The 19,611-nt window shown below is 37.9% G+C and carries 18 protein-coding genes and 4 pseudogenes; 11 read left to right on the top strand and 11 right to left on the bottom strand.

Annotated elements, in window-relative coordinates:
* The first annotated feature begins 35 nt into the window (after positions 1-35).
* Positions 36-947: a GNAT family N-acetyltransferase gene (locus ACFJIZ_RS02975; protein ID WP_379090512.1), complete on the top strand. Its 912-nt coding sequence runs from the start codon at positions 36-38 to the stop codon at positions 945-947.
* Here the strand turns inward: ACFJIZ_RS02975 and ACFJIZ_RS02970 are convergent.
* The 6 genes and pseudogenes from ACFJIZ_RS02970 to ACFJIZ_RS02945 all read right to left on the bottom strand — a co-directional run bounded on the left by ACFJIZ_RS02970 (position 944) and on the right by ACFJIZ_RS02945 (position 5,834).
* On the bottom strand, positions 944-1,276 hold the full coding sequence (locus ACFJIZ_RS02970; protein ID WP_379093865.1) for a helix-turn-helix domain-containing protein: 333 nt from the start codon (positions 1,274-1,276) through the stop codon (positions 944-946). The genes ACFJIZ_RS02975 and ACFJIZ_RS02970 overlap by 4 nt on opposite strands.
* A 41-nt stretch (positions 1,277-1,317) precedes the next feature.
* A pseudogene (gene murC, locus ACFJIZ_RS02965) lies at positions 1,318-2,672 on the bottom strand (UDP-N-acetylmuramate--L-alanine ligase).
* Between the two features lie 65 nt (positions 2,673-2,737).
* A complete protein-coding gene (gene prmA, locus ACFJIZ_RS02960; protein ID WP_379090510.1) occupies positions 2,738-3,577 on the bottom strand; it encodes a 50S ribosomal protein L11 methyltransferase in 840 nt (279 codons plus the stop codon).
* Complete coding sequence (tpiA, locus tag ACFJIZ_RS02955) at positions 3,577-4,338, bottom strand: triose-phosphate isomerase (protein ID WP_379090508.1); 762 nt, start codon at positions 4,336-4,338, stop codon at positions 3,577-3,579. The genes prmA and tpiA overlap by 1 nt, the downstream gene beginning before the upstream one ends.
* A gap of 3 nt (positions 4,339-4,341) precedes the next feature.
* Positions 4,342-5,514, bottom strand: a complete 1,173-nt coding sequence (locus tag ACFJIZ_RS02950) for a putative sugar nucleotidyl transferase (protein ID WP_379090506.1) — start codon at positions 5,512-5,514, stop codon at positions 4,342-4,344.
* A gap of 71 nt (positions 5,515-5,585) precedes the next feature.
* The gene (locus ACFJIZ_RS02945; RefSeq protein WP_055133715.1) at positions 5,586-5,834 is read right to left on the bottom strand and encodes a type B 50S ribosomal protein L31; all 249 of its coding nucleotides are present in this window, start codon (positions 5,832-5,834) and stop codon (positions 5,586-5,588) included.
* 254 nt (positions 5,835-6,088) lie between these two features.
* On the opposite strand from ACFJIZ_RS02945, the gene ACFJIZ_RS02940 reads away from it, so the two are divergent.
* Together ACFJIZ_RS02940 and ACFJIZ_RS02935 are read left to right on the top strand one after the other, a co-directional pair.
* The gene (locus ACFJIZ_RS02940) at positions 6,089-7,714 is read left to right on the top strand and encodes an amidase (protein ID WP_379090504.1); all 1,626 of its coding nucleotides are present in this window, start codon (positions 6,089-6,091) and stop codon (positions 7,712-7,714) included.
* 217 nt (positions 7,715-7,931) lie between these two features.
* Complete coding sequence (locus ACFJIZ_RS02935; protein ID WP_379090502.1) at positions 7,932-8,639, top strand: DUF4377 domain-containing protein; 708 nt, start codon at positions 7,932-7,934, stop codon at positions 8,637-8,639.
* A 170-nt stretch (positions 8,640-8,809) separates the two neighbouring features.
* On the opposite strand, the gene ACFJIZ_RS02930 is transcribed toward ACFJIZ_RS02935, so the two are convergent.
* The 3 genes from ACFJIZ_RS02930 to mce form a co-directional block, all read right to left on the bottom strand.
* Positions 8,810-8,962 carry a hypothetical protein gene (locus ACFJIZ_RS02930; protein WP_379090500.1) on the bottom strand — a complete coding sequence of 51 codons (153 nt, stop codon included), beginning with the start codon at positions 8,960-8,962 and terminating at the stop codon, positions 8,810-8,812.
* Between the two features lie 20 nt (positions 8,963-8,982).
* A complete protein-coding gene (locus tag ACFJIZ_RS02925; protein WP_379093862.1) occupies positions 8,983-9,525 on the bottom strand; it encodes an aspartate/glutamate racemase family protein in 543 nt (180 codons plus the stop codon).
* 146 nt (positions 9,526-9,671) lie between these two features.
* Complete coding sequence (gene mce, locus ACFJIZ_RS02920; protein ID WP_379090498.1) at positions 9,672-10,073, bottom strand: methylmalonyl-CoA epimerase; 402 nt, start codon at positions 10,071-10,073, stop codon at positions 9,672-9,674.
* A 124-nt stretch (positions 10,074-10,197) separates the two neighbouring features.
* Between mce and ACFJIZ_RS02915 the strand changes: the two genes are divergently transcribed.
* The 6 genes and pseudogenes from ACFJIZ_RS02915 (at position 10,198) to ACFJIZ_RS02890 (ending at position 16,896) form a co-directional block, all read left to right on the top strand.
* On the top strand, positions 10,198-11,409 hold the full coding sequence (locus ACFJIZ_RS02915) for an IscS subfamily cysteine desulfurase (protein WP_379090496.1): 1,212 nt from the start codon (positions 10,198-10,200) through the stop codon (positions 11,407-11,409).
* Positions 11,410-11,513: 104 nt separating this feature from the next.
* Positions 11,514-11,927: a Fe-S cluster assembly scaffold IscU gene (gene iscU / locus ACFJIZ_RS02910; protein WP_379090494.1), complete on the top strand. Its 414-nt coding sequence runs from the start codon at positions 11,514-11,516 to the stop codon at positions 11,925-11,927.
* Between the two features lie 83 nt (positions 11,928-12,010).
* A complete protein-coding gene (locus ACFJIZ_RS02905) occupies positions 12,011-12,337 on the top strand; it encodes a HesB/IscA family protein (protein ID WP_379090492.1) in 327 nt (108 codons plus the stop codon).
* Between the two features lie 289 nt (positions 12,338-12,626).
* Positions 12,627-14,535, top strand: a pseudogene (locus ACFJIZ_RS02900) (AMP-dependent synthetase/ligase).
* A gap of 338 nt (positions 14,536-14,873) precedes the next feature.
* A pseudogene (gene lysS / locus ACFJIZ_RS02895) lies at positions 14,874-16,595 on the top strand (lysine--tRNA ligase).
* Between the two features lie 88 nt (positions 16,596-16,683).
* Positions 16,684-16,896: a hypothetical protein gene (locus ACFJIZ_RS02890; RefSeq protein ID WP_379090490.1), complete on the top strand. Its 213-nt coding sequence runs from the start codon at positions 16,684-16,686 to the stop codon at positions 16,894-16,896.
* 56 nt (positions 16,897-16,952) lie between these two features.
* On the opposite strand, the gene ACFJIZ_RS02885 is transcribed toward ACFJIZ_RS02890, so the two are convergent.
* Positions 16,953-17,495: a DUF2892 domain-containing protein gene (locus ACFJIZ_RS02885; protein ID WP_379090488.1), complete on the bottom strand. Its 543-nt coding sequence runs from the start codon at positions 17,493-17,495 to the stop codon at positions 16,953-16,955.
* A 162-nt stretch (positions 17,496-17,657) separates the two neighbouring features.
* Here ACFJIZ_RS02885 and ACFJIZ_RS02880 point away from each other — a divergent pair, with 162 nt between their 5' ends.
* Positions 17,658-18,209 carry a thioredoxin family protein gene (locus ACFJIZ_RS02880; RefSeq protein ID WP_379090486.1) on the top strand — a complete coding sequence of 184 codons (552 nt, stop codon included), beginning with the start codon at positions 17,658-17,660 and terminating at the stop codon, positions 18,207-18,209.
* Between the two features lie 2 nt (positions 18,210-18,211).
* Entirely contained in the window at positions 18,212-18,892 is a 681-nt protein-coding gene (ung, locus tag ACFJIZ_RS02875; RefSeq protein WP_379090484.1) for a uracil-DNA glycosylase, read from the top strand.
* A 183-nt stretch (positions 18,893-19,075) separates the two neighbouring features.
* On the opposite strand, the pseudogene ACFJIZ_RS02870 reads toward ung, so the two are convergent.
* Positions 19,076-19,548, bottom strand: a pseudogene (locus tag ACFJIZ_RS02870) (Lrp/AsnC family transcriptional regulator).
* Positions 19,549-19,611: the final 63 nt, after the last annotated feature.

The following is a 19,611-nucleotide window of genomic DNA, read 5'->3' as shown; positions in this document are numbered from 1 at the left end:
TCTTAAAAAATAACAACAATCAAACCATTGGTAGAGTGGCTGCTTTTATCAATGAAAAAAAAGCATTCAACTACGAGCAACCTACGGGTGGAATGGGCTTTTTCGAATGTATCAACAATCAAGAAGCAGCTTTTTTACTTTTTGATACCGCAAAGAGCTGGTTACAGGAAAAGGGTATGAAAGCTATGGAAGGCCCGATAAATTTTGGAGAGAATGATACTTTTTGGGGTTTATTGGTAGAAGGCTTTACACCTGCTTCCTATGGCATGAACTATCACCTACCCTATTACCATCAATTTTTTACGGCCTATGGATTTGAGACAGCCTATGAACAGCTGACTAACCATATCAACTTGACCATTCCTTTTCCTGCCCGTTTTACAAAAATTGCAAATTGGGTAGCGGCTAAACCTGATTATAGCTTTGAGCATTTCAAAAAGAGCAATGCGGATAAATACATTAACGATTTAATGGAAATCTATAATGACGGCTGGAAAGATTTCGAAAATTTTGTTCCCATCAAAAAAGAGACCTTGAAAGAGAGTTTTAAACAGATGGAAGTGATCATGGACGAAAACCTGATCTGGTTTGCCTATGCAAATGGAGAACCTGCTTCTTTTGTAGTTATCATTCCTGATGCCAATCAAATGATCAAAGGCTTAAATGGTAAACTAGGGCTTTTAGAGAAATTGAAGTTTGCATATAGACGTTGGGTTGGCGTAACCAGGATGCGTGCCATCGTGATGGGCACCAAGTCCTCATTCCAAAAACTAGGTCTAGAATCTGCCCTTTTTATTAAATTAGGTGAATATGTACTGCCTAAAAATCAATATACAGAACTAGAACTTTCTTGGGTTGGAGATTTTAACGAAAAGATGATTGCCATTCATCAAGCAACAGGTGCCACTTTTGGAAAGCGACACCTTACCATGCGCAAGATTTTTTAACTATTTTTTCTGATCTCTTCGTAAAAATCAATCACTTTCTTTTGAAGTTTGATGATTTCTTCTTCTTGACTGGCCAATTTGCCTTTTAATATGGTAACTTCTGCTGGATCATATGAACGTTGAACATTCCCTTCTTCAGAAATGATGTCTAAGGTAGAGACTTCAAATAAATCGGCTATTTGATCTAATCTAGAAATATTGATATCTGTAATACCGGTTTCAATTTTCGAAAATGCGGGAATTGAAATCTGTAATCGTTTAGCTACCTCTCCTTGGCTCCAGCCATTTTTCTGGCGTAATTGTCTGATGTTTTTACCAATGATATTCATCACAATAGATATTTATGTTTTTTTAAGGTTAGTTGTCCTTATTAAACATTCAACTCTAATGCCAATTTGACCAGATCCATACCACCATAATTACCAGAACTCATCAATAAGAGGTTGGTATTCTCAAAATTAAGGGCTCTTAAATAACTTTCTAAGGCACCCGCCTCATTAAAAAACAAAATGTGCTCATCATTAAAAGATGTTCTAACATCTTCCCCACTTAAGGGCTCCATTTTTTTATGTTTAAACGTCTTTTCATCTATATAAACTATCGCAATATCGGCACCTTTCATGCTGTCTCGGTATTCCTGCAAAAACTCTTTGTTTAAGCTGCTAAAGGTATGAAGCTCTATGCAAGCTACCAACTTTCTATGTTCAAATTGTGCCTTTACAGCATCAATTGTAGCTTTTAGCTTAGAAGGTGAGTGCGCAAAGTCTTTATAGACACTGGTATTTTTTACACTGTTTAACAGCTCCAATCTTTTGGCAGCCCCTGTAAAAGTAGAAATAGCTTTGTCAAAATCTTCCTCGGTTATGGCTAATTGTTTACACACCAATTTAGCTGCATTTAGGTTCATTAAATTATGATCGACCAAACACTTGCAAAGGGGTATGTTGAGGCAAAAGATATGTTACACCATCTATTACTTCATGGTCCGGAATCGAGTAAGGGAGCTTCGTAATATTTTCTTCTGAGTTTATAACAATTTTTCTTAATTCTAAATCTTTTTCACAATAGATCAATATTCCGTTGGGGAATATCGTCTCAATAAATTTATTAAACTGGGAAATATAATCCTCAAAAGTTGGGAACACATTAATATGGTCCCAAGCAATACCACTGATCACTGCAATATTTGCTTTGTATAAATGAAATTTTGGCCTGCGGTCTATAGGCGATGCCAAGTATTCATCTCCTTCAATAATGATCACCGGAGCCGAGTCGGTTACCTTAACCATAGTTTCAAAACCAGCCAACTGCGCACCCACTAAATAATCAAAATCCTTATGGTAATAATTCAGCACATGTACGATCATGGAAGTGATGGTGGTTTTGCCATGACTACCTCCAATTACTACCCTTAACTTATCTTTTGATTGTTCGTAGATATACTCAGGATAAGAATAAATCTTCAATCCCATCTCCTGTGCTTTTAACAATTCTGGATTATCCAATCGGGCATGCATCCCTAAGATCACAGCATCAATATCAGGTGTAATGTTCTCTTCAAACCAACCGTTTTCCTTTGGCAAGAGACCATATTTAGCAAGCCTGGTACTAGAAGGCTCAAAAATCACATCGTCAGGATCCAGTAACCTTAAAACCTTTCTTGTGTAATGCAATAGCCAGGTTGTGCATGGCACTCCCTCCAATGGCGATAAAATGTATACGCATATGTAAATAGTTTTGAAAGAATGGATTTTGAATGATAGCATGTCTATTCATTCAAAATCTACTCATTATATCGTTAAAAATCGAGCAGCAACCCAATCCCCAATTTTTTTATGGTCAACATAGGTAAGGCCAAAATCTCCACAATGTATACGGATCATCTCTAAATCTGGCTCTTCATAAAAACCGCTAAAAAGTATCGTTCCCTTGTTCTTTAAAACCGCAGCATAACTGGCAATCTGATCTAACAATATATTTCTATTGATGTTGGCCAAAATCAAATCAAAGTCTACAGCTGGAATAGCTTCTTTACTTCCGCAAAGTGAGGTAAGGTTGGTAATGTTGTTCAAAGCCGCATTTTCAATCGCACTGCGGTAACATACCTCATCATTGTCAATGGCAATAATTTCTTTGGCACCCCTTTTAGCTGCCAAAATTCCCAATATGCCTGTACCTGCCCCCATATCCAACACCACTTTATCTTGCACCTCAATTTCAAGGATATATTGCATCATCATGGTGGTGGTTTGGTGGTGACCTGTACCAAATGCCATTTTAGGGTCAATTACAATCTCGTATTGATATTGTGGCTGCTGTTCGTGAAAAGTTGCACGCACATAACAATCTTCATTGATGATCAAGGGGCTAAAATTTTTCTCCCACTCTTCATTCCAGTTTTGAGGTTCGATCTCATTAATGAGATAGGTATATTGTAATTCATCTCCAAAACCCATCAACACCTCATTCAAAGCGCTTTCATTGAACTGGTTTGCTATCATAAATGCATCAAATCCAGTCGTGGTGTCTTCAAAGGTATCAAAACCAATGTCTGCCAATTCGGCTATCAAAAGATCTTTCTGGTACTCTTGGATGCTCGTAAAGCTAAAAGCTATTTGAATATAATCCATTAGGAGTTAAAGGTTTTAACGATGTCTACAAAATCACGAGATTTTAAGGAAGCACCACCTATCAATCCACCATCTATATCATGTTGCGCAAACAGCTCAGCCGCATTTTTAGGATTACAACTGCCACCATATAAAATTGTGGTGTCATCGGCTATGTTCATTCCGTATTTGGCATCGATTTTTGCTCTGATAAAGGCATGGATATCTTGTGCCTGCTCTGGACTAGCTGTTAAACCCGTTCCAATAGCCCAAACTGGCTCGTATGCTAAAACTAGCTTAGAGAAATCTTCAGCACTTAACCCAAATACACCATTCTCCAATTGCGACTCCAATACCTGGTAATAACTGCCATTATTTCTTTCATCCAACGTCTCTCCGATACAAAATAGCGGTGTTAGATTATTGGCTAAGGCAATTTTGGTTTTTTCAGCCAATAAAGCATCAGATTCTGCAAAGTATTGTCTACGCTCTGAGTGACCTATAATTACATATTCGCAACCTGTAGACTTTACCATTTTAGCTGAGATTTCGCCAGTATAGGCACCACTTTCGTTTTGGTGACAGTTTTGGGCACCAATTTTTACTACACCAGCAGATAGTTGCGCCAAACTATTTAAATGAATATAAGGAGCACAAATTACGGCAATCTGGTCGCCTTTCTTTTCGTCCCTAACCATATTCATAATTTCAGAGAATAAAGCTATGCCTTCGCTATAATCCATATTCATTTTCCAGTTGCCTGCAACTATTTTCTTTCTCATAATTTAAAATCTCCTGTATTGTTTTGTAAGTTCAAAAACATGCGATAAAATAGCAGTTTCTGTTGTATCTAATACTGTATCTCTTCTTTCGTAAACCTTAACGGCTGTTTCCAACATCTTGGACAAGCTATAAACTTCAAAGCCATGCACACCACCCCAAGCAAAATCTGGAATAAAATTACGAGGAAAGCCAGCACCAAAGATATTGGCACTTACGCCTGCAACTGTTCCGGTATTGAACATGGTATTGATGGCACATTTGGCATGGTCGGCCATGATCAGCCCACAAAACTGTAAACCCGTTTCACGAAAACTTTCTTGACCATAGTCCCAAAGCTTCACTTCACCATAATTATTTTTGAGGTTTGAATTATTACTGTCGGCGCCAATATTACACCATTGGCCTAAAACAGCATTGCCCAAATAGCCTTCATGACCTTTTGAGGAATATCCCCAGATGATGCTATTATTGATTTCGCCACCTACCCTACTAAATGGGCCTATTGTGGTTTTACCATATATTTTGGCGCCCATTTTAACCTGAGAGTTATTGCATAGTGCAAATGAACCCCTAATGTTACAGCCTTCCCAAACTTGTGTATTTTTACCCAAATAAATAGGCCCCTGTAAACTGTTAAAGGTACTGCATTCTGCAGTTGCACCCTCTTCTACAAAAATCTGGTCGCCTAAAAAAGTATTGGTACTGCTCAATGTTCCTGATGATCGGCCCTTGGTCAGCAATTCGAAATCTTTAACCAACTCTTGATGGTTGTTGCTAAAGATATGCTCTGGGAAAACGATATGCGTGAAATCTTGCTGATAGTTTACAACAGTTAGTTTTTCAAGTGCTTGATGATGGTCTAAGGTTGGATCTTGTGTCTGATAGGCAATCACCACTCCTCCCTTTACCAGCACCTGATTGTCTTTCAGTGCCAAAATCGCATCAAGTAGCTGTTGATCCGGGCAAACCGAACCATTAATGGAAAGCCCTGCCTGAATAGGCGCATACTTTATGCTTAAATAAGCTTGGGTTTTGAAACCGAATGATGCGTTTAAATATTTTGCCCATTTCTCGGCAATGGTTAAAATACCAATCCTCAAATCGGCTACGGGCCTTGTAAATGTCAATGGCCTTAGCGATAGCCAAGACTTGTCATCAAATAGATTGATCATCATAAGCTACAAAAATAAAAAAAGTCCCGAGCAAATGCTTCGGGACTTCTAAAAATTTTATGATATCGCTAAAATTATTTTTTAGCGTAACGAGTTTTAAATTTATCGATACGACCTGCTGTATCTACTAACTTCATTTTACCAGTGTAAAAAGGGTGTGAAGTATGAGAGATCTCTAATTTATAAAGAGGATACTCATTACCATCTTCCCATTTAATAGTTTCTTTAGTTTCAACGCAAGATTTAGTCAAAAACTGATATTCGTTAGACATATCTTTAAATACTACGAATCTGTAGTTTGATGGATGCAAATCTTTTTTCATTTGAATATTATTTTAAGTTATTTATAGTGAAACATCAAGAACATACTGATTGCAATTTGCTGGCAACAATGCTTATGATCGTTTCTATTTGTCTTTTTATTTATCGCCCCTATTTTAGAGGATGCAAATATGAGGATTTTATTTTTTATTTACAACACCAAAAACAATTTAAAATGATAAGTTTTTCAAGTGTTATTGAAAATAAAAAATAATTAGGCTTACATTTAAGTTCCCTAACGGTTAAACCATAACCCATGAATAGAAGAAATTTCCTAAAAAACAGTTCTGCGGCAGGGCTTGTTACAACTTTTGGCATCTCTGGCACTTTGGCGGCTGCTACCATGGTCGATAAAGATAGTCCAAATTATCTCGATAATTTTGAATTGAACGAAGCTAACATCCATCAATTACAAGAACAGCTGGGCAATGGCAAATTATCTTCAAAAGCATTAACAAAGCTATATTTAAAACGCATCAACGAAATTGACAAAAATGGAATCAAGTTAAACTCGGTCATTGAAATCAATCCTGATGCCATTGAAATTGCCACAAAACTAGACCAAGAAAGAAAAGAGGGAAGAATCAGAGGCCTACTTCACGGCATCCCTGTATTAATCAAAGACAATATCAATACTGCCGATAAAATGCAGACTACGGCCGGCGCACTGGCACTTGAGGGAAATATAGCCGCTGAGGATGCCTACATCGTTAAAAAACTTCGTGAAGCCGGTGCAATTATCCTAGGTAAAACAAATTTGAGCGAATGGGCAAACTTTAGGTCAACCAGATCCTGTAGTGGATGGAGCAGCCGTGGTGGACAAACAAAAAACCCAAATATCTTAGACCGAAGCCCTAGTGGTTCGAGTGCTGGCTCAGGACTCTTCGGTATCTGCCAATCTTTGTGTGGTGGCTATCGGCACGGAAACCAATGGTTCGATCATTGCACCTTCATCTTACAACGGCATAGTGGGCTTAAAGCCAACGGTGGGCTTATTGAGCAGAAGCGGATGATCCCCATCTCAAGCACCCAAGACACTGCTGGGCCTATGGCTAGGAATGTTACCGATGCTGCCATCCTCCTGTCTGCTTTAACTGGCGTAGACAACAATGATGAGGTAACAAAAAACAGCAGTGGAAAAACGCATCAAGATTACACTCAGTTTCTAACAAAAGATGCATTTAAAGGAAAGAAAATAGGGATAGAAAAATCTTTCTTAAGGGGGCATGAAGCCGTTGTTGGGCTGTATAAAAAAGCCATCGAGCAACTGAAAACATTAGGGGCCGAAGTTGTAGAAATAGATTTTATGAGCCAGTTCGGCAGTCTTGGTGGGGCCAGCTATACTGTGCTTTTATGCGAATTTAAGGATGGGGTAAACACCTATCTCTCAAAGGCCAACGCAAAGGTTAAAACGCTAAAAGAAGTCATTGCCTTTAATCAGGCGAATGAAGCTAAGGCTATGCCCTATTTTAAACAAGAACTTTTAGAGTCGAGCCAAAATTCGCCAGACCTCAACAGCACAACCTACAAGGATGCGGTGGCCAAAAGCACCTCATCAAGAAAGATGATAAACGATATCCTAAAAAAAGATAATCTGGATGCCATTATGGGCACAAGTTTTGGCATTCCGTGTCATATCGATTTGTTTAAAGGAGATTATGGTGGCGATTTTTATTTCTGTTCTCCAGCAGCGATGGCAGGCTTCCCCCACATTACCGTACCAATGGGTAAAGCCTTTGAGCTCCCGATAGGGCTTTCGATCATCGCTGGCGCTTACGAAGAACCAAAAGTTTTGGCCATGGCCTATGCCTTTGAACAAGCAACCCTACACCGAACAGCACCAAAATTTATCAAATCTTCTAATTTTTCATCTGGCATTTAACATTTAAACCCAGTATAGCTTAAAATTGAACACCAAAGCTCAGTTCAAAATCTCCATTCGAACCAATTTGGCATCTTCATTGCTATAGATGGCGCAATTATAGTTTCTATCTACCTCTAAACTAGGCGATAGTTGAAAAAGATGAGTTTATTTATGGAATCCCATCAAAAAACTTATCATTTAAGTACACATAATGAAATATCGAATGAAATATCGAATGAAAAATCTAACAAAAAACACCATCTACAAAACCATCTTAAGTTTATTTTTGATCTTTGGCACTGTAAGCTTCGTAAAAGCCGACACCATTAGGCTTACCATTAAAGAAGAATTGGCCAACTGCACAGGCGTAGCTCCACAAACCTGTTTTCAGGTTAAATATAAAAACAGTAAAAACTGGGAATTCTTTTATAGCCAGATTGAAGGCTTTACCTACAAACCAGGCTACAGATATGTAATTGATGTAACCAGGACCAAAAGAAAAAATGTACCTGCTGATGCCAGTGCCTACACCTATAAATTTAAAAAGCTGATCAAGAAACAAAAGATCAACACAAAAAAAGCCGACAGTTGGGCCTTTGTAACCAAACACAATTGGAAACTGATCCAAATCAATGGAACAACGCCCAAAAGCACAACAGCTTTCCTTTCCTTTCAGGCAGATAAAAATGCAATGAGTGGCTCTGGTGGATGTAACAGGATTTTTGGAGGTTTTGAATTAAAAGACAACCAAATCACTTTTAAAAGCATTGCTAGTACTAGAATGGCCTGCGCTGACGCTGATAAAAGCAAATTAGAGGCCGATTTCTTAAAACTATTATCAGACAATAGCTTTCGCTACGATATTGCAGATCAGACCTTAAATTTCTATAAAGACAACAAATTGGTGCTGATGTTTGGCATGGCCCCATTAAATAATAAATAATTCTATAAAAGTCCAGCTTAAGGGCTGGACTTTTCTTTTAACTATATTTTTTCCAGGTTTCGATTTTTGCTTTCTGCCTAGCGATATAGGCATCCGCAATAACTTCTGCCGAGCTTTGATCGGCATTACTTTCTAACAACTCTTTTAATTTATATTGGTCTACATCCGCCCTATACAGGATCCTGCAGGAGCTTAGAAAAATCTTCCTCTATCAAATAGGCAAAAGAATTGACCATCAGTTCTCGCAACCGTTCTTCAGAAAGGCCATCGGCCACTTCAAAATCTTTATTGATCATCTTGATCAATGAATTGATATCGCTCATTTTAAAATCGTATTAACTCCTTAATCGGCCAATGCAAAGGCGACCGCTGCATCGGCATGTATCTTTGCGGTATCAAAAACAGGAACCAAGATATCCGTTTGACTGATCATCATCGGAATTTCCGTACAGCCCAATATAATTCCCTCTGCGCCGTTGGCAATCAGTTCGTGCATAATAGAAAGGTATCTCGACTTGGTTTCTGCTTTGATTATTCCTCTGCCTAATTCTTCTTTCAAGGTATGTTGGATGTAATACCTTGTGGCTTCACTTTCAGGAACTATTACCTCTATCTGCTGTGCGTTGAGCTTTTCCTTATAAAAATCCATCTCCATGGTCACCTTCGTACCCATCAGCCCTACTTTTTTCAATCCTTTTTTATTGATGGCTGTTGCCGTAGCCTTTGCAATATGGATAATAGGTAATTGTATCTCTTCTTCTAATTGATCGGCAAATAGATGGGCTGTATTGGCACAAAGTACAATGGCTTCAGCGCCACTGTTTTTTAGACTTCTACACGCCGCAGACAAAAGCCCATACGAACTGTTCCAGCCATGTTCATGTATATCGGCAAAATTTAAAGAGTAGATGATACACTCGGCAAAGTTGAGCCCACCTAGTTTTTCATTGATCCCTCATTGATAAATCGATAATAATCTACGGTAGAAACCCAGCTTACTCCGCCCACCAAACCTATTTTCTTCATTTTTATTTAGCTAATTTCCTGACAAAGTTCTATCAAAACACCATTTGTCCCCTTTGGATGTACAAAACAGATCAGTTTATTGTCGGCACCTTTTTTAGGCTCTTCGTTCAATAGGATAAAACCTTCTGCTTTTAAACGGTCCATTTCGGCATAGATATCCGTTACATCAAAAGCAATATGATGTATGCCCTCTCCTTTTTTTGTCAAAAATTTGGCAATGGCACTGTCTTCATGGGTACTGCTCAAAAGTTCTATCTTGTTTTCGCCCACTTTAAAAAAAGCTGTATTTACATTTTCAGACTCTACCAACTCTGTTTTATAGCAGGCAGTTCCGAGCAGTTTTTCGTACAGGTCACAAGCCTTGAAAAGGTCATTTACAGCAATACCAATATGTTCAATTTTATTCATAAACTTTTAAACAGTTAAACAAATGTAAAAATGCAGGTTTTAACTATACCGTCATAGCTATAATTTATAATTGTTAGGAAACTTTTTTCGTATCTTTGTGTATTAATAAGAACAGATAGATATAATGGAACTTCCAATTTACTTAGATAATAATGCTACCACACCACTCGACCCTAGAGTGTTAGAGGCGATGTTGCCCTATTTTACTAACAAATTCGGCAATGCAGCTAGTCGCAACCACGCATTTGGTTGGGTAGCAGAAGAAGGTGTTGATTATGCTCGTGAGCAGGTGGCAAAATTGATTGGGTGTACAGAGAAAGAGATGATCTTTACCTCTGGTGCTACAGAAGCCGATAATTTAGGAATTAAAGGCGTTTTTGAAATGTACCAAGACAAAGGTAACCATATCATTACTGCAACAACAGAACACAAAGCGGTATTAGATACTTGTAAACATTTAGAAAAATTAGGCGCTAAGGTTACTTATCTAAAAGTAAAAGAAGACGGCTTAATTGATTTACAAGAACTAGAGGCTGCCATGACCGAAAAAACAATCTTGGTTTCTATCATGTATGGAAACAACGAGATCGGCGTGGTACAACCTATTAAAGAAATCTCTGCCATTGCACATAAACATGGTGCTTTGTTCATGACTGATGCTACACAGGCTGTAGGTAAAATTCCAGTTAATGTAAATGAAGATGGTATCGACCTAATGGCATTCAGCGCACATAAAATGTACGGACCAAAAGGTGTAGGTGTTTTATATGTACGCAGAAAAAATCCAAGGGTTAAAGTTACGGCACAGATAGATGGTGGTGGTCACGAACGTGGCATGCGCTCAGGTACATTAAACGTACCAGGTATTGTTGGTTTAGGTAAGGCTTGTGAGTTGTGTCGTTTAGAAATGGACGAAGAAGCTAAACGTCTATCTGCTTTACGCGACAAACTAGAAGCTGCTTTAACAACTTTAGAAGAAAGTTATGTAAATGGTAATACAGAACACCGTTTGCCACACGTAGCTAACATCTCTTTTAAATATGTAGAAGGCGAAGGCTTGATGATGGCGATGAAAGACTTAGCGGTATCTTCTGGTTCTGCTTGTACTTCGGCATCTTTAGAACCGTCATACGTTTTAAAAAGCTTAGGTTTATCTGATGATTTGGCACACTCTTCAATCCGTTTTGGATTGGGTCGTTTTACTACCGAAGAAGAAGTTGATTACGCAATAGAAAACACTAAAAAGGCCGTTAACCATTTAAGAGACCTTTCTCCACTTTGGGAAATGTTTAAGGATGGCATCGATTTGAGTAAAATTGAGTGGGCTGAACACTAAAAATTGATCAGTTTAAGGTTCACAGTTTTATTGAGAATTGAGAACTGAAAACTGCTAACTAATTAAAGATTCGTCTCCGCAAGGAGATTTAAAAAAAATACAAAATGGCATATTCAGAAAAAGTAATGGAACATTATACCAACCCTCGCAACGTTGGTACTTTAAATAAAGACAGCAAATCTGTTGGAACAGGTTTAGTTGGCGCACCTGAGTGTGGAGACGTAATGCGTCTTCAGATCGAGGTAGATGAAAACAATGTAATTACTGATGCTAAATTCAAAACATTTGGTTGCGGTTCGGCAATTGCTTCATCTTCTTTGGCTACAGAGTGGTTAAAAGGAAAAACAGTTGACGAAGCTTTGGCCATCGATAACATGGACATTGTAGAAGAATTGGCTTTACCTCCAGTTAAGATTCACTGTTCTGTTTTGGCAGAAGATGCAATTAAATCTGCAATTAACGATTATCGCGTTAAAAATGGTTTAGAAGCATTAGAATTAGCTAAATCACACCACTAAATAGATATGAGTAGATAGATATGAGGGCATAGTTGTCAAATCAAATCTCAAATCTAATATCTCAAGTCTCAAATCTTACTACTATGATTACCATAACTGATAAAGCAAAAAGCAAAATTGATCACCTTATGCAAGATTCGCAATTGGGTTCTGATTTCTTTTTACGTGTTTCTGTAAAAGGTGGTGGTTGTTCTGGCTTATCTTATAACTTGGATTTTGATAACGAAGCCAAAACAGGCGATCAATTTTTTGAAGACCGTGGAATTAAAATAGCCTTAGATATGAAATCATTTTTATACCTGGCAGGTACAGAACTTGATTTTACCGACGGCTTAAACGGCAAAGGATTTAATTTTATAAACCCAAATGCAAGCCGCTCTTGTGGCTGTGGCGAAAGTTTTTCTGTTTAATATAATTTCTCATAACTAGAAAAGGCACCGAAACATTGGTGCCTTTTTTTTATGCTTTGTTTTTTAAGATAACCATGGTTCATGTCGACACCACGAACCATGGACAAGCCCCCTACTCCTATAAGTGTTACAATAAAGCCATACATTTTATTAGCAACCCAATCCGATTGATTATTTTTGTTATCCTATCCAATTTTTTAACGTACTCATTTTCTAACCCAATCGCTTTTGCATTTTTAACACTAAAAGTTTATCATTGTTAGTTCAAAGCACAACAAACATTTAACACATGGTCTCATTTACCGAATTTTCTACCGTTCCCAGCTTATTGCGTAATGTAGTAGAGCATATTCATCAACCAGAAGAAACTTTTTTGATCCACAAGAAAAACACCACTTGGGAAGAGATTTCTTTTAAAGACACTTTACAAAGAGCTGATTCGGTTTCTGCTTTCTTTTTAGAAAAAGGAATTGTAAAAGGAGACCGATTGGGTCTGATCATCGAAAATTCGCCAGAGTATGTGTATTATGATCAAGGTATCCAACAGATTGGTGTAATTAATGTTTCTATCTATCCTACACTATCAGAGCAAGAAGTAGCCTATATCATTAACGATTCTGGGATAAAAGCCATCTTGGTGGGCAATCCCTTCCTTTTTAAAAAGGTATTAAAAGTTGCCGACAACTGCAAAGAATTGAAATATATCATCCCAGCCTTTGCTGGTTTCGAGAAAATCAGTGTTCCTGCAGATGTAAATCTTGAAGTAATCGATTTTAATATCATCCTGCAAAAAAATGTAAGTGAAGCAGAACAACAAGAAATCAGCAAACGCCGATCAGAAGTCCTGCCTTCCGACATCTCTTCGCTGATCTACACTTCAGGTACTACAGGCACACCAAAAGGTGTAATGTTAACACACAATAACTTTGTGGAAAATGTAAATGTTTGTCTGCAACAGATCCTGTGATTGACGAAACCGAAACTTTTCTGTCTTTCTTACCGCTTTCGCACGTTTTTGAACGTACTGCTACCTATCATGTGTGTTGTGCCCAAGGTTGTAAAATCGCCTTTGCACAAAGCTTGGAGTTATTGGCCAAAAACATGGGCGAAGTGAGACCGACGGTAATGTCGTGCGTACCACGTTTATTGGAACGCATCCATGATAAAGCCATCAAATCTGGTACAGCAGGCGGTGGATTAAAAGCAAAAATATTTACTTGGGCTTTAGAAACAGGCAAAGATTACCGCGAAACCAAAGAAGCTGGAAAAAATACAGGCTTGGTGTTAAATACCAAAAAAGCCATAGCCGAGAAACTGGTTTTTAGCAAAATCAAAGAAAAAACTGGTGGCCGATTGAAATTTATGATTTCTGGAGGTGCTGCCCTACCCAAAAATGTAGGAGAGTTTTTTGGTGACCTGGGTATCAAAATATTAGAAGGTTTTGGTTTAACGGAAACCTCTCCGGTAATGTCGGTAACCGAATACCACCGTCAGGTTTATGGAACGGTAGGTCGTGTCATCCTGGTATCGAAGTTGGTATTCAGGACGTAGAAACCAAGGCAATGATCAGCATTCAAACTCATCATACCTTTAACGAGGATTTTGAATGTGCAGAAGGCGAAGTTATTGTACGCGGACACTGTGTAATGAAAGGTTATTTTAACAAACCAGCAGAAACTGCCGAAGCCATAGACAAAGACAGGTGGTTCCACACAGGTGATATTGGTCGTTTTTATAAAGGCAACCTACAAATTACCGACCGACTAAAAAACATGATCGTTAATGCTTATGGCAAGAATGTTTATCCAACACCCGTTGAAAACATCTATCTAAAAAGCCCTAAGATCGATCAATTGTTCTTAATAGGCGATAAACGTGAATTCATTACCGCCATCATCATTCCCAACAGAGAAACCCTACAAGAAACCTTTAACCTGAAAGAATCTTTCTTCCAGGAAGGGGATGATTTTATCAGAAACCCCGAAATCATCGAATGGGTAGAAAAAGACATCAAGAAGATTTCTAACGAATTGGCCAAATTTGAGCGCATCAAGAACTTTAAGATCAAACGTAATCCATTTAGCATTGATGAAGGCGAGATTACCCCTACCATGAAGGTCAAACGCCGTGTGGTAGAAAAGAAATACGCCGAAGCCATCAATGAGATGTATGAAGAAGGTGTTGAGGCCGAGAGCTAAAACAAAAAAGATGTCATCCTGAGCCTGTCGAAGGATGTCTTTTTTGTTTACATGCTAGTCTTCGACAAGCTCAGACCGACAACTCAAACAATAAAATTTCATTAAATAAAATTATAAATATGAGCTTGCTTATAAGCAAGCTCATATTAAAATAAATCTTCAAATTTAGTTGGGCTTATAAAAAGCCACTTGATCGTCTAAATGTTCAATATAAAACATTGGAAATAAATGGATGTGAAAGTTAAATTAAAATTATAATCTATCCATCCTACAGCTTTTATAACAAGCAATTACCATAAACGCTAGTAAATCATTACTTTTGCAAAAATATACGATAAATGAGTACAGGATTATCAGAACAGGAATTATTGCGTCGCGATTCATTAAAACAGCTTCGCGAACTGGGCATCAACCCTTATCCTGCAGAAGCTTACGAAATTAATGCCAATGCAGCAGACATTTTAGCCAACTACGAAAAAGATAAAACAGCCTATAAGACCATTAGCCTTGCAGGTAGGATCATGGGCCGTAACATTATGGGTGCAGCATCTTTTGCTGAACTACAGGATGCAACTGGCCGTATCCAGATTTATTTGAAGAGAGATGAGCTTTGTCCAGGTGAAGATAAGACCCTTTATAATACTGTATTTAAGAAACTGTTGGACATCGGTGATTTCATCGGTATCAAAGGATATGTATTTACTACCCAAACAGGTGAAATTTCGATCCATGTTACGCAATTTACCGTACTTTCTAAATCTTTACGTCCACTACCTATCGTTAAACGTGACGATGAAGGAAACGTTTATGATGGATTTACCAATCCAGAATTGCGTTACAGGATGCGTTATGTAGACCTAACGGTTAATCCCGACTACAAACAGATCTTCATCAACCGTTCTAAGGTAATCAACACCATGCGCAACTATTTCGATAGCCAAGGCTGGATGGAAGTTGAAACACCTATCCTACAGTCAATCCATGGTGGTGCAGCAGCTCGTCCTTTCGAAACGCACCACAATACTTTAGATATGCCGCTGTTCTTGCGTATTGCAAACGAACTGTATCTAAAAAGATTGATCGTTGCAGGTTTTGATGGTGTATATGAGTTCGGAAAGATGTTCAGAAATGAAGGTATGGACCGTACACACAATCCAGAATTTACCGCAATGGAAATCTATGTAGCCTATAAAGATTATATCTGGATGATGGGCATGGTAGAAGAATGTTTGGAAAAAATCGCTACCACCATCCATAGGCAACCAGTGGTTAAAGTTGGTCAGCACGAAATTAACTTCGCCGGACCATACGAGAAATTGACCATGTATGAGTCTATTGAAAAATATACAGGCATCGATGTTTCAGCAATGAGCGAAACTGAAATTGCCGGAAAATGTAAAGAACTCAGTATTGAGATTGACGATTCAATGGGCCGTGGTAAACTGATCGATGAATTGTTCAGTGAGAAAGTAGAAGCCAACCTGATCCAACCAACCTACATTACAGACTATCCTTTGGAAATGACGCCATTGGCTAAAAAACACCGTAGCAAAGATGGTTTGGTAGAACGTTTTGAACTATTTGTAAATGGTAAAGAGATTGCCAATGCCTACTCTGAACTCAATGACCCAATTGACCAAAAAGAACGCTTTGAGGAACAATTGAAACTAGCTGCCAGAGGAGATGATGAAGCAATGGCGATGGATGATGATTTTGTTCGCGCATTGGAATACGGAATGCCTCCAACTTCCGGTCTGGGAATTGGTATCGATCGTTTGGTAATGTTGATGACCAATCAATCAACCATTCAAGAAGTATTGTTCTTCCCGCAGATGCGTGCTGAGAAAAAAGCCAAGGTAACTACAGATTAGGATTTTGTAGATGCTGGTGTAGCTGCAGACTGGGTACAGGTTATCCGTAAAATGGGCTTTAACACTGTTGAAGAATTAAAGGCAGGAAATCCGAACAAGGTATTTAACGATCTTGGTGGGATGCGTAAAAAATTGAAATTGGAACTGGCCATGCCTACAAAAGACGAGGTAACGGCTTGGTTCTCTTAACATAAGCATAACAAAAACTTAAAGGCTTACACTATTAAATATGGTAGGCCTTTTTTAATTTTAGGCTGTTACTAAAACTAATATAGTTATGAATAGTTCAAGCTTAGAAATTACCGAGAACCAATATTGTATCAAGCTGAGTAAAGATGCATTTGACCTTTCCCTCGTTCGTCAACTGATCAAGCGTATACAGGCAGAAGAATTGTTCTTCAACCGTAAAAACGAAAACCTTGATGAAGATATCATCAGCAGAAATGGTTCAGCATACGAAGAGAACTTCGACCGTTTGTGCGATAAATAAAGTCATAAGTTTTACTTACTTCTAACGTAAAACTTATGACTTTCTACTTAAACTCCTTAACGGCTATAACGCACTTGTTGTTGTTTGTCCATTAAGCCCATCTGGTCTTTCATCTGTTTGATCTGATCAGCCAGCAATTTGTTTTTATCTGCTTTTTTGGCTTCAGTTAGATACATCTGAGCCTCTCTTTTATTTCTTTTACCCATGGCAATACCCGCTAAACTTAATTTAGCCAAGGCAACGTTATGGTCCATATGCAAACCTAAACTCAAAGCTTGCTTGAAATACTTTTCTGATTTCATTGGGGCTTTTCTAGATTCGATCAATCCAATCAATAGGTTATAATAACCATGTTGAACTCTGTTCAGTTCTTTTTCATAGTTTTTGATCCTGCCCAAAAACAGTTCAGCTCTTGGCATATTGTCTTTACGTAAAAACCATTGTGCAATCAACATGTTCTCATTGTAAAAATAAGTGATGAAAATAAAGATACTCAGGAAGATCAAAAGTATACCCCAACCCCAAAAACTGAAAATCATTAGTGCAATAGCAGCACCCACAAAAGCAAAACCTATAATAAGACGTAGTAAATTTGGCATAGTTATAAAATATTTGTGCAAATATCGTGTTTATATACCAAAAAATAGATTTAAAATTTATAATTTCAACAAAAATTAAACTCAAAATCAACACAATCCTTACCCTAAAAAATTAAACCATTTACACAAAACGCACTCTTATCCACACAAAATTATTCAAACATGAAAAATATATTTACAGCCCTTATTTTATTACTGGCGATCAATGCTGGTGCACAAGAACTAAACAAAAAAATCGAAGACCCAAATAGACACAAACAAGTGATGTTAAACGTATGTACAAGAGAAGGAATTACCAGCTTTGCCGAGTTTAAAGAAAGCTATGACCCAAACTATAAGGCTTATGTACCAGATTCTACTTCATTGCCAGAATTAGGGAAGTTGTTAAAAGGCAAAAAGATCACAATCGTTCTAGGCACTTGGTGTGGTGATAGTAAATTCCAGGTTCCACATTTTTTAAAGATCATGGATGCTTTGAAAATAGATGAGGATAAAATCACCTTTATTGCTGTTGATGGAACCAAAAAAGCTGAAAATGGATTGATCGATAATCTAAAGATCACTAACGTACCTACCTTTATCTTCACTGACAAAAAAGGAGTTGAAGTGGGCAGGGTTACCGAAAGACCTCAACAAACACTTGAAAAAGACATGTTGGTAGTATTAGCCTCAAAACCTGCAGTACCAGCAAAACCTGAAAACAAGTTCAAATAAAAATGGCTACAGCTTTAGAACCTGGATGGTTGAAAGTTTTAGGTCCAGAACTAGAAAAACCTTATATGAAGGCCCTTAAATCCTTTTTGCTTGAAGAAAAGCAAAAAGGATTTACTGTTTACCCAAAAGGCTCGGATATATTCAATGCCTTTAACCATACCCCATTTGATCAGGTTAAAGTTGTCATTCTTGGTCAAGATCCTTATCATGGCCAAGGACAAGCACATGGACTATCCTTTTCTGTACAAAAAGGAATCGCTGTCCCTCCTTCGCTAAAAAACATGTACAAAGAATTGGCAGAAGAGTTTCAAGACTTTAAGATCCCAAATCATGGCGATTTAACTTCATGGGCAGACCAAGGTGTATTGCTGTTAAATGCTACCCTAACTGTAAGGGCACATGAAGCAGGCTCTCACCAGAACAAAGGATGGGAAAACTTTACCAACCATGTGATCGCCGAATTATCAGCACAAAAAAGTGGACTGGTATTTTTGCTTTGGGGTCGCTTTGCGCAACAAAAGGAAAGCCTGATAGACACCACCAAACACCATGTGCTTAAAGCAGCCCACCCCTCTCCATTTTCTGCCTACAATGGCTTCTTTGGCTCTAATCATTTTGCTAAAACCAATGAAATCTTGGTAAAAGAAGGTTTAACACCAATCAATTGGCAAATAGAAGGGTAGAATCTAGAAAAACTATCGAATTAGACTGCTAAACTCCTATGTGCTCTATGTACCTATGTGGTCAGATTAAACCAAGACCAATCCTTTAAATAGGACTTAAGTGGCTATATATTAAACAACATAGGTACATAGAAAACATAGACTTATACACTAGCAAGAATTATATATTAAAATTCGATATAATTAATATTCCAAAGGAACGATTGGCTCTTTTTTGGTCGTAGACATGATCATCATGGTCTGGAAAGTTTTTACCACAGAGATCTTGCTGATCTTATCCATGATCAAACGCTCATAGGCCTTGATATCATTTACATAAACCTTTAACAAAAAGTCGGCCTGACCAGTAACGTGATGACATTCTGTGATTTCGTTGATCTGGTTTACCTCATCTAAAAAAATCTGTATGGTATTGTTTTTATGAAAGTCTAATTGTACCTGAATAAAAGTTTTGATTCCTAACCCTAATTTTTCCTCATCAACTAATGCATGATAACTTTTGATGTACCCTGACATCTCAAGTTTACGAACCCTTTCTAAAGTTGGTGCTGGTGATAAACCAATCTCTTGCGATAAAAGCAAATTGGTGGGATCCTTCCATTTTCTTGTAAAAGTTTAAGGATTTTAAAATCGGTTTTGTCTAATTCTGTTGCCATAAATATTTGTGTTGTTACCCAAAGGTAGGATACTAACGCTACTTAGCCAAATTTTATTCTACA

The organism is Pedobacter sp. UC225_65 (assembly GCF_042698365.1).
Lineage (GTDB): Bacteria > Bacteroidota > Bacteroidia > Sphingobacteriales > Sphingobacteriaceae > Pedobacter.
This window is presented reverse-complemented; position numbering and strand designations above follow the sequence as displayed.